Below are 10265 nucleotides of genomic sequence, written 5' to 3' on the forward strand. Positions count from 1 at the left end.
GTCTTATGGCTTACTACCACAGGATGGGGCAGATCCCCCACAAGCGCCACACCCAGTTCAGGAAACCAGACGGCAAACTCTACCGGGAAGAGGTGATGGGTTTAGAGGGCTTCAGTGGCATTCAGAGCATCCTCTACCACCACTTCCTCCCTCCCAGAATTGTTGAAACCGAATACCTCGGAGATGCAAAAGTCGAGTATCTGCCTTACGGTGCCATAAGGCACCGGGCGTTCCAGACCAAGACCTTTGAAGCGGGAGGGGACGCCCTCTCTTCCCGCAAGGTCCTGATGGGCAACAGCGATGTGACCCTCAGCGTGGCCCGACCCACCGGATCCATGGAATATTTTTACCGCAATGCCCAGGCTTTCGAGGTCTGGTACACCCACGAAGGGGAAGGGGTGCTGGAAACCCAGTTCGGGAACCTCAGCTTTTCAGGCGGAGATTACCTGGTGATTCCGTTTGGGACCACCTGGAGAATGAAACTCCATTCTCCCCAGGCCCGTTTCTTCGTGATTGAATCAGGGTCGCAGATTGTGCCCCCCAGACGTTACCGCAACGAATACGGGCAGCTTCTGGAACACGCCCCTTACTGTGAACGGGACTTCCGGGCACCCGAAGAACTCATCACCCACACCGAAAAAGGCGAATTCGAGGTGCGCGTCAAAGTCAGAGACGGCCTGAGCCGCCATGTGCTGGACCACCACCCTCTGGACGTGGTGGGCTGGGATGGGTACCTGTTCCCTTATGCCTTCTCGATCCATGACTTTGAACCCATCACAGGGCGCATCCACCAGCCTCCACCCGTGCACCAGACCTTCCAGGCAGATGCTTTCGTGGTGTGTTCTTTCGTGCCCAGGCTCTTTGATTACCACCCCCAGGGCATCCCTGCCCCTTACAACCACAGCAACGTCAACAGCGATGAGGTGATCTATTACTGTGACGGCAATTTCATGAGCCGCAAGGGCATTGACCGCTACGACCTGACCCTGCACCCCAGTGGTCTGCCCCACGGACCCCAGCCCGGAGCCACCGAAGCCTCCATTGGCGCGAAAGAAACCCTGGAACTGGCCGTCATGGTGGACACCTTCAGGCCCCTGGAGATTGCCAGAGATGCCATCGACTTTGAGAAAACCGGATACCAGAATTCCTGGATGGAGGGGGACGGGGAGTGACCCCCCTCCAGACCCTTCTTCAGCACATCGTGGACTATGCAGGACTCTACCCCCCTGCAGCCCTCCCCCTGCCTGAAGTCCTGAGGAATTACGCAAGTTACCAGCATTCAGAAGCCTGCTGGATGCTGGGGCGTCTGGTGGTGAATGCCTCGCATTTGCCTGCTTTTCAGGGGGTGCGGTCCAGCCTTCCCAGTGGCAACTGGCCGCTCAGTGTGCTGGCAATGACCCCCGAAGACTGGGAGATGCTGGCTGCCTGTCTGAAGCAAGGTTTGCCAGTAAAGGCCATCGAAACCCGTGCGGAAACAGCAGTCCAGGTTAAAGAAATCGCTGCACGGAGCCGCCAATTGGGCGTTCAGGAGGTTTACACAGAGGTGCCCTACCAGAGGCGAGATGTGCTGGAAGCCATCCAGCAGCAGGGTCTTCATGCCAAGGCCCGGACAGGGGGCGTGGTTCAGACAGCCTTCCCAGACCCTGATTTGCTTTTGCAGTTCATTCAGGATTGTGTTTCACTGAATCTCCCGTTCAAATTGACTGCAGGGTTGCACCACCCGGTGAGGGGCATGTACAGCCTGACCTACCAGCCTGACAGTGCAAAAGGGCGGATGTACGGGTACCTGAATGTGCTGCTGGCCACAGCTTTCACCCTGCAAGGCCTTCCAGAACTGGCGAAAAAAGCCCTGCTGGAAGAAGACCAGCATGAATTTCACTGGCTGCAAGACGGGCTGGGTTATGCTGGGGTGATCCTCAATTCTTCTGAGCTGCACCGGACACGGTCCATGCTGCACGCTTTTGGTTCGTGTTCATTTACGGAGCCCCATGACGAACTTTTACCCTTTGCCCATCAACGAAACCCATGATGTGACCCTGCAAAGCTGGGTCGAAACCGCCAATGGTCATCCTGATTTTCCCATCCAGAACCTGCCTTATGGGGTGTTCAGCCTGGACGGAGGCGCAAGACGCATTGGTGTGGCCATTGGAGACCATGTGCTGGATGTCTCTGCTCTGGAAGGTGTGTTTGCCAGAGAGGTGGAGGAGGCCTTCAGGCAACCCACCCTCAATGCTTTCATCCGGCTGGGACGGGCCTGCTGGCAGGACACCCGAATGAAGCTCAGCGAGATGCTGCGAGATGATTTTGACAGTCCCTTTGAGTACAGCCCTCACCTTTACCCCCAGTCTGAAGTGCAGATGCATTTGCCGTTTCGGATCGGGGACTACACGGATTTTTATGCTGGGATTCACCATGCCACGCGGGTGGGAAGCCTGTTCAGGCCAGACAACCCCCTGATGCCCAACTACAAGCATGTTCCGATTGGGTACCATGGGCGTTCTTCCAGCATCGTGGTCAGTGGCACTTCAATCAGAAGACCTGTGGGGCAGATCCTCCCTGACCCACAACAACCTCCCATTTTTGCCCCCAGCAGACGACTGGATTACGAACTGGAGCTGGGTTTTGTGGTCTCGGGAGGCAATGCTCTGGGAGACACCATCAGCATCGAGGAGGCCCGTGAGCACCTTTTCGGGGTGGTGCTGCTCAACGACTGGAGTGCCCGTGACATCCAGGCCTGGGAGTACCAGCCTCTGGGACCCTTCCTGTCCAAGAATTTTGCCACCAGCCTTGGTCCCTGGGTGGTGACTTTTGAAGCGCTGGCCCCTTACCGAACCCCTGCCTACCCCCGTGCTGCAGCAGATCCAGCCCCTCTGGAGTATTTGCAAGACGAGAGGGACCGTATGCTGGGAGGATTGGACATCCATCTCACGGTTTCCCTGCAGGCCCAGAGCATGACAGATCCGGTGCAGATCTCAGAGGGTCAGGCCACCGACCTGTACTGGACCCCTGCACAGTTGCTGGCCCACCACTCCTGTGGAGGCTGCAACCTGAATGCAGGAGACCTTCTGGGAAGTGGCACCATCTCTGGCCCTGAGCAAACTCAGGCAGGATGCCTGCTGGAACTCACCATGGGTGGCAGAGATCCTTTGCAACTGCCTTCTGGAGAAACCCGGCGTTTCCTGGAAGACCAGGACGAAGTGGTGTTCTCTGGCTGGTGTGAAAAAGAAGGCTTTGCTCGCATTGGCTTTGGGAGCTGTTCGGGTGTGATCCTGCCAGCAAAAACCTCAGAAACCCTTGCTACCCTGAAGCCATGACTTTTAAAACCACATTTGGGATCAATGTGCAGGACCAGTACCCACAGCAAGTGCAGGACTTCATTGATGGCAGCCTGGAAGGGTTGCGGATGCAAACCGCAGCCCACCACAACCTCTGGAAGATCGGAGAGGCAGACCGCTGGAACGTGAACCTGAATGTTGGAGAGATCGTCTGGACGTTTCAGGATGGCACCATGGTCACGGCCCAGATACAGGTGGTGGGCACCTACACCCCGCAGGACAGCACCTTCATGTGGGCCTGGGAAAATCCTTCCATTCCCGAAGCCCTCTGTGAGCACGCCATGAAAGTCAAAGCTTATGGTGAGGAGCATGGCGTGCAGGATTTTAAAGACCCTGAAGTGTTCTGCTCAGAAGAGGAGGGCTGGGCCTTCGCAGCAGTCGCTTGCCGTCTGGCAGAAGCAAACGGCGTGTACCGGGGCAACGCTGCGGGAACCCTGGTGTTCATGACCTTCGGAGAGGTGCAGATTTCTCGGACCTGACCCAGAAGTTTGCAACCAGGACAGGGTTTTGTGCCTTTGGCCTTGACTCTCAGCAGCTTGCCTGCTGCCTGCTGCCTTCTGCATTCTGCCCTGTCCCTTTGGCACTCGGCCCTTAGCGTTTTGCCCTCGGCTCTCGGCCCTCGGCCTTTTGCCTTTTGCCTTCTGCCTTCTGCACTCTGCCTTCCGCCCCAATCTTGCTATCATCAAACACATGACCCAGCACGCGCTGAAGCCTGTGCCCCCACCCTGGAACCTTGCCGGGCGGGGTTTTGTTTTTCTTTATCGATTTTCCGATGCATTCATCCAGTCCAGTGGCTTCATTCCGGGTCCCATGCAATCCCGGTATTCAGGAGGATTGGGTGCAGTGATGCTGCTGGATTACGCCTCTACACCTGTGGGCCGTTATCAGGAACTGTTGTTCATGCCTGGAATGTTCTCTGGTCAGGACAACCGCAACCACCTGTCCATCACCAAGATTTACGTGTCCACGCTGGAAAGTGTGGTCAGTGGCTGGCACAACTGGGGCATTCCCAAAGAGCGGGCAGATTTCAGTTTTGCTGCAGATCAGGTCAGTGCCCATCTGGGAGAAGAGCACATCGCAGATTTTTACCTGCGTTCAGAAGGCCCTTTTGTGCACCTGAGTGCCAGACCCATTCACCCGGACCTGAGGACCCTGCTGCAGATGTATGGCAGGCAGCACATGCTGACCACCATTTCGGCCACAGGCTGGGCACGTCCTGCCCGCCTGATGGCGTTCAAGGGCAGCAGTGACCTCTTTCCAGACCTCTCACACCAGCGTCCCATTGCAGGCTTCGAGGTCAAGAACTTCAAGCTGAATTTTCCTCTGCCTGAGCGAAAAGTGCTCTGATCCCCAGGAAAAGCGCCACCACATACAGCAAAGCCGCCCAGAAGACCACCACCTTTGCCAGCAGGTGGTCTTTTTGCAGCATGTTGAGGATCAGCAGGATGTTCCACCAGTCGTGGGTGTCAGGGTCATCGGTGATGAGGGGCAGATTGCGGGCACGGGCATCCCCAATGTACACGCTGACGTTGATCATGTTCTGCACGGCCCACAGCAGGGTGATGCTGCTGGAATACACATCTTTTTTGTAGGCAAAAAACCCTGAGCACAAAAGGGGAATCAGAATCTGGGTCAGGGACCCACCCAGGTACATCATCAATTCCCCAAAAGGACCAAACAGGATGTGCCCTGCTTCATGAAAAATCAGGTTGGCGTAATCCAGCAGGGAGTAGGTTTCAGGCCGGAAAAAATAGAACAGGACCACTCCGGCCATGAAGAGCAGTCCTGCCCAGCGAAGCATCAGCATGCTTCATGGTAAAGCTATTCGGTGTCGTTTTTGGCCCTCAGGTGCAGGGTGCGCAGTTCAGGCACGGTGGCTGCAGTGAAAGCCACCACCAGCAAGGTCACGATCCCCCCAATCCACACCGAAGGAATGGTCCCCAGCAGGTGGGCGGCCATGCCACTCTCAAAAGCCCCGATTTCGTTGGAAGACCCGATGAACAGCAAACTCACCGAGGCGACCCGTCCGCGCAGGTGGTCCGGGGTCCTGAGCCGCAGAATGGCCCGGCGAATCACCATGCTGACCCCATCGAAAGCCCCACTGAAAGCCAGGGCAACCAGCGACAGGTAAAAGTTTTTGGAGAGGGCAAAAACAATGATGGAGAGGCCAAATCCAGCAATGCACAGCAGCAAAGTGCGCCCGGCATTTTCAACGGGAGGCCGTCTGGTGGCCCACAGCATCACCAGCAAAGCGCCCACGGAAGGCGCAGCCACCAGGAAACCCAGCCCTTTTGCGCCCACATGCAGGATGTCGTTGGCAAAGACCGGCAGCAGCGCAACAGCCCCTCCGAACAGCACCGCGAACAGATCCAGGGCCATGGAGCCCACCAGAACTTTGTCGTTCCAGACGAACTTCACCCCATTTTTGATGCTCTGCCCGATGGGTTCACGCACCCGTGCTGCCACTTTTCCGGTGGGTCGGATCATCAGGATCCCCAGCCAGGACACCATGAACAGTGCAGCAATCAGCACGTAGGTGCCTTTTGCTCCCAGCCAGTCGTAAGCCAGACCGCCCAGCGCTGGACCGATGATCGAGCAGGCTTGCCATGCACTGCCCAGCCAGGAGGAGGCATTGATGTAGGCCTTCATGGGGACCACCTGGGTTTCAAAGGCAGAAGCTGCGGGATCGCCAAACCCTCTGGCAATCCCGGCAATGAACACCAGGGCGTACAGTCCGGTCAGACCCAGCGTTTCAATGCTCCCGGACAGCACCGCAAACATCACAGCGCAAACCACCGAAGCCCCCCGGGTCACCAGCAGGATGCGTTTGCGGTCATGCTGGTCTGCAAAATACCCTCCGAACAGGGCCAGCCCCACGGCAGGAAGGGCTTCCCACAAACCCAGCCATCCCAGAGCAAGTGGGCTTTTGGTGATCTGGTAAATCTGGAATCCAAGCACCACGGCCAGAGCACGGCTGGCCAGGGAGGAACCCACTGTTGCAGCCATCAGCCAGCGAAAGGCAGGGTAATTCAGGGCATTTTCGGGATTGTTGGGGGTCAGGGTTCTGGGGTCAGATTCAGTCATTTGGGGTCCTGGAGGTGAAGGTGAGGAAGGCTAGACGGTGTGTGCGCGGGCCAGTCGGGCCTCCAGCCTGCGCTGCAGGGCATTGAAAATCGAAGAGAGCACCCAGTAGATCAGGGCAGCACTCAGGAAGTAAGCCCGTCCATCGAAGGTACGGGAATAATTCTCGTAGGCCACCTTCATCAGTTCCGGAATGGTGATGACGCTGAGCAGACTGGTGTCTTTCAGGAGGCCCACAAAGCTGTTCCCCATGCTGGGAATGGCAGTGCGAATCGCCTAGGGCAGGACCACCAGACTGAGCGTTTGCAGGTGGTTCAGGCCCAGGGATCGGGCAGCCTCCCACTGGCCTTTTCCCACCCCATCAATGGAGCCCCGGAGGGTTTCACTCATGTAAGCACCCACATTGAGACCGAGGGCCAGCGTGCCAGCCAGCCACACCGGAAAATCAATCAGGATGTTGGGCACCAGTTTGGGGAAACTGGCGTCAATGGTCTGCCAGAAGGAGGGCACCCCGTAATAGGTCATGTAGATCTGCACCAGCAGGGGGGTGCCACGGATCACGCTGACGTAAAGCCGGGCCAGTGGATCCAGCACCGGGGTTTTGCTGACCCTCAACATGGCCACCACAAAAGCAATCACCACCCCGAGCACCATGCTGCACACGGCGTACATCAGGGTGAAACGGGTTGCAAGCAGCATGGCCGGAAAAGCCACCACTGCATTCTGGTACATCAGCTTCAGGTCGTTCAACAGGGTTTGCAGCAGCTCTGTCATAAAAGGCCAGAACCTCCCTTTCTCAAGGGAGGCTGGAAATGCATTTTTTTACTGGTCTTTGGGGGCTTTGGAGACATCTTTGCCAAACCACTTCTTGCTGATTTTCAGGTAGGTGCCGTCGTTTTTGATGTCATCAATGGCTTTGTTCAGGGCTGCGGCAAATTTGGGGTTGTTCTTCTGAAAGGGAATCCCCATGTAGGTGGCTTCTCCGATCTGGGCAGCTCCCTTGACCAGCAGACGGGTCTTCACGGTCAGATAAGCCAGCAGCAGGCTGTCATTCAGTGCGGCGTCGATGCGTCCCAGGCTCAGGTCGCGCAGGGTGTCCGGTGCAGCCTGGTAGGTTTTCAGGTCAATGCCACCAATGGCTTTTGCCATGTCATAGTAGTTGCTTCCCAGACCCACCCCGAGCTTCTTGCCTTTGAGGTCTGCGAGGGTTTTGAACCTGCGGGGATCTCCTTTGCGGATGATCAACTGGGCACTGGAAACGATGTAGGGTTTGGAGAAATCCAGAATTTTCTGGCGCTCAGGGGTGATGGACACCTGATTGACGATCACATCGTATTTTCCGGCCTGCAGGCCAGCGATGATGCCGCTCCATTCGGTGGTGATGAATTCGGGTTTGACGCCCAGACGTTCGGCCAGTTCTTTTGCAATGTCCACATCGAAACCGACCAGCTGGTTCTTTTCATCGCGGTAGTTGAAAGGCGGGTAGGTGCCTTCCAGGGCAATTTTGAGGGTTCCACGGGCTTTGACCGTGTCCAGAAGTTCTGCGTGGGCTGCACTGAAGAGCAGGAGGCTGAGGGCCAGCAGGGATTTTTTCATGGGTGTTGTCCTTTCAGGAGGCACGAGGCTTCTCAAGTCGCCGTCATCATAAAATTGTTTACAATTTCTGTCAACTGCTTGAATGGCTTATGCGGTCAAGTGCAAAACCCTGCAAGAACATCATCAACAAAACACAAAAAAGTCCTCCATACGGAGGACTGATTTTAATAGGTCTGCACAGAAAAAACATCGAGATCAGGTACAGAGATCAGCTGCAAAATCGGCAGGAGTGGAAGGCCCTGAGGTTATTTGCCCGTTGCGCTCAGGTTTTTGCTGAAGGGCACCTTGCCAATGACTTCGCTGGTCAGGTTGAGCTTGTTGGGCAGCACCCCGAGCTGGTAGAAGGTGTCTGCTTCTTTTTGCAGGTACTTGAGCTGGCTGTTGGGGAAAGCGGTGATGTTGTAATCCCCGGAGCGCAGCAGCACAGTTTTCAGGATGTCCCTGGGAATGCCCAGGTCCTCAAACCACAAATCCACCAGTTTGTCTTTGTTCTTGTTGGCCCAGATGGCCGTGCGGTTGAGTTCAGAAAGCAGGTAGGCCAGGGCTTTTTTCTTGCCGGGATCTTTGAGCACCCGGTCCACCGTGATCCAGTACCCCACCCCATCAATCAGGCCCTTGCTGTCCCGGATGACCCGCACGTTTCCACCTGCCTGTGCAATGGCGTAGAAGGGGTCCCAGATCACCCAGGCGTCCACAGCTTTGCCTTCCAGGGCACCTCGGGCCTCAGCGGGGGGCAAATTGACAATCTCCACGTCATTGAGGTCCAGTTTCTCTTCTTGCAGGGCAAGCTGGATCAGGTAGTGGGCAGCAGAGCCGCGTTGCAAGGCCACTTTTTTGCCCTTCAGGTCCTTGATGCTCTTGATGGGGGAATCTTTGGGCACCAGAATGGCGCTTCCCTTGGGATCGGTGTTCTTGGTGATGCCCACGTAACGGATGGGGGTGCCAGCAGCCAGAGCGAAGATGCTGGGGGTGTCTCCCGTGGAACCAAAATCAATGGCTCCAGCACGTTCGGCTTCCAGAAGCTGGGGTCCGGCAGGGAACAGGTACCATTCAAATTTGATGCCCTGTTTGGCTGCGGTGTCCAGCCAGCCCAGAGACTTCAGGGCCACGGGCAGACCGCCTTTCTGGTATCCGATTTTGAACACAACATCTTCGGCATGGGCGATGGAACCAAGGGCGATCAGGGAAAGGGCAGCAAGGAACTGTTTCTTCATAAAAAACCTCTTTTTTGCGGGAAAGGCTGAATTCTGACTCCAGAAGCTGGAGGTATTGGTTTTGGGGGCCTGCACCTGACCGTGCAGGCAAGACATGAGGAAGTCTGATGGTCTTTGCAGCAGTGTTCACCTCCTCACCCGGGGCTGGGATTTGGGTGTTCCCCGGGTGATGGAAATCGGCGTACCAGTTGAAGGAGAGAGAAGAATTTCAGGTTCAGTAAGAGACGGCCAGCCGTTTTTCTTCAGACTTGACCTTGAGGACCCCGGTCTGGGTCTTGCCAATGGCAGGGAACAGCAGTTCTGCTGTGTAATAAGCTTCTTCAAGATGGGGATAACCGGACAGCACGAAGGTGTCCACCCCGATGTCCTGGTATTCCCGGATCAGGGCCGCGACGTTTTCGGGGTTGCCCACGAAGGCGGTTCCTGCTCCTCCGCGCACCAGACCCACCCCGGCCCACAGGTTTTTGTGGATGGTGAGTTTGTTGCGGTCCCCACCGTGCAGGGCGATCATGCGGCGCTGGCCTTCGGAATCCCGACTGGCCTGAAAAGCCTGGGCTTTGCGAATGGCTTTGTCGTCCACCCGTTCGATCAGGCGGCTGGCAGCAACCCAGGCCTCTTCTTCGGTCTCCCGGACGATGATGTGAGCACGGACGCCGAAACGGACTTTTCTGCCCAGCAGCGCGGCCTGCTCGGCCACCCGTTCGATCTTTTCTCTGGCAATGTGCGGCGGTTCACCCCAGGTCAGGTACACATCCGTGTACTCCGCAGCCACCCCAATCGCTGGTTCACTGCTTCCCCCGAAGTACACCGGAGGCAGTGGTTGCTGCACAGGCTGAAATTGCAATTGACCCTCCGTGATCTGCAGGTGCTCTCCCTGGTAGGTCACTTTCTCCCCCTGCAAGAGGGCTCGGAAGATGTGCACCCACTCTCTGGTTAAAGCGTACCTCTGGTCTTTGCCCAGGTACTGCTCGGGGAGGCCTTCTGCCAGCAGGGCTTTGTCTCCCGATCCGCTGACCAGATTCAAGGAAACGCGACCGTT

9 protein-coding genes and 2 pseudogenes are annotated in these 10265 nt (G+C 56.7%); 5 read left to right on the top strand and 6 right to left on the bottom strand.

The window, feature by feature from the left end:
• Window positions 1-5 precede the first annotated feature (5 nt).
• From IEY52_RS10625 to IEY52_RS10645, 5 genes are all read left to right on the top strand, one after another.
• Window positions 6-1172 carry a homogentisate 1,2-dioxygenase gene (locus tag IEY52_RS10625; protein WP_189002658.1) on the top strand — a complete coding sequence of 389 codons (1167 nt, stop codon included), beginning with the start codon at window positions 6-8 and terminating at the stop codon, window positions 1170-1172.
• Entirely contained in the window at window positions 1169-2029 is an 861-nt protein-coding gene (locus IEY52_RS10630) for a hypothetical protein (RefSeq protein WP_189002659.1), read from the top strand. Before IEY52_RS10625 ends, IEY52_RS10630 begins: the two co-directional genes overlap by 4 nt.
• Window positions 1989-3314, top strand: a complete 1326-nt coding sequence (gene fahA, locus IEY52_RS10635; protein WP_189002660.1) for a fumarylacetoacetase — start codon at window positions 1989-1991, stop codon at window positions 3312-3314. Before IEY52_RS10630 ends, fahA begins: the two co-directional genes overlap by 41 nt.
• A complete protein-coding gene (locus IEY52_RS10640; RefSeq protein ID WP_189002661.1) occupies window positions 3311-3814 on the top strand; it encodes a DUF6882 domain-containing protein in 504 nt (167 codons plus the stop codon). The genes fahA and IEY52_RS10640 overlap by 4 nt, the downstream gene beginning before the upstream one ends.
• Before the next feature lie 211 nt (window positions 3815-4025).
• Window positions 4026-4682 (top strand): acetoacetate decarboxylase family protein, encoded by a 657-nt coding sequence (locus tag IEY52_RS10645; RefSeq protein ID WP_189002662.1) that lies wholly within the window; start codon window positions 4026-4028, stop codon window positions 4680-4682.
• On the opposite strand, the gene IEY52_RS10650 is transcribed toward IEY52_RS10645, so the two are convergent.
• From IEY52_RS10650 to IEY52_RS10675, 6 genes and pseudogenes are all read right to left on the bottom strand, one after another.
• Window positions 4642-5142 carry a hypothetical protein gene (locus IEY52_RS10650; RefSeq protein WP_189002663.1) on the bottom strand — a complete coding sequence of 167 codons (501 nt, stop codon included), beginning with the start codon at window positions 5140-5142 and terminating at the stop codon, window positions 4642-4644. The two genes, IEY52_RS10645 and IEY52_RS10650, sit on opposite strands and share 41 nt — an antisense overlap.
• Window positions 5143-5156: 14 nt before the next feature.
• Complete coding sequence (locus tag IEY52_RS10655) at window positions 5157-6419, bottom strand: MFS transporter (protein ID WP_189002664.1); 1263 nt, start codon at window positions 6417-6419, stop codon at window positions 5157-5159.
• A 30-nt stretch (window positions 6420-6449) separates the two neighbouring features.
• Window positions 6450-7190, bottom strand: a pseudogene (locus tag IEY52_RS10660) (amino acid ABC transporter permease).
• Window positions 7191-7238: 48 nt separating this feature from the next.
• Window positions 7239-8012 (bottom strand): transporter substrate-binding domain-containing protein, encoded by a 774-nt coding sequence (locus IEY52_RS10665; protein ID WP_189002665.1) that lies wholly within the window; start codon window positions 8010-8012, stop codon window positions 7239-7241.
• A gap of 245 nt (window positions 8013-8257) precedes the next feature.
• Window positions 8258-9226: an aliphatic sulfonate ABC transporter substrate-binding protein gene (locus IEY52_RS10670; protein WP_189002666.1), complete on the bottom strand. Its 969-nt coding sequence runs from the start codon at window positions 9224-9226 to the stop codon at window positions 8258-8260.
• Between the two features lie 214 nt (window positions 9227-9440).
• Window positions 9441-10265 (bottom strand): annotated as a pseudogene (locus IEY52_RS10675) (LLM class flavin-dependent oxidoreductase); the annotation flags it as partial.

Origin of the sequence: Deinococcus roseus, assembly GCF_014646895.1 — a bacterium.
Lineage (GTDB): Bacteria > Deinococcota > Deinococci > Deinococcales > Deinococcaceae > Deinococcus_C > Deinococcus_C roseus.

What these genes read in the sequence shown, in the direction of transcription:
- IEY52_RS10665 (WP_189002665.1), bottom strand. Translation starts at nt 8,012, where the DNA reads ATGAAAAAATCCCTGCTGGCCCTCAGCCTCCTGCTCTTCAGTGCAGCC.
- IEY52_RS10640 (WP_189002661.1), top strand. Translation starts at nt 3,311, where the DNA reads ATGACTTTTAAAACCACATTTGGGATCAATGTGCAGGACCAGTACCCA.
- IEY52_RS10655 (WP_189002664.1), bottom strand. Translation starts at nt 6,419, where the DNA reads ATGACTGAATCTGACCCCAGAACCCTGACCCCCAACAATCCCGAAAAT.
- IEY52_RS10645 (WP_189002662.1), top strand. Translation starts at nt 4,026, where the DNA reads ATGACCCAGCACGCGCTGAAGCCTGTGCCCCCACCCTGGAACCTTGCC.
- IEY52_RS10650 (WP_189002663.1), bottom strand. Translation starts at nt 5,142, where the DNA reads ATGCTGATGCTTCGCTGGGCAGGACTGCTCTTCATGGCCGGAGTGGTC.
- fahA (WP_189002660.1), top strand. Translation starts at nt 1,989, where the DNA reads ATGACGAACTTTTACCCTTTGCCCATCAACGAAACCCATGATGTGACC.
- IEY52_RS10625 (WP_189002658.1), top strand. Translation starts at nt 6, where the DNA reads ATGGCTTACTACCACAGGATGGGGCAGATCCCCCACAAGCGCCACACC.
- IEY52_RS10670 (WP_189002666.1), bottom strand. Translation starts at nt 9,226, where the DNA reads ATGAAGAAACAGTTCCTTGCTGCCCTTTCCCTGATCGCCCTTGGTTCC.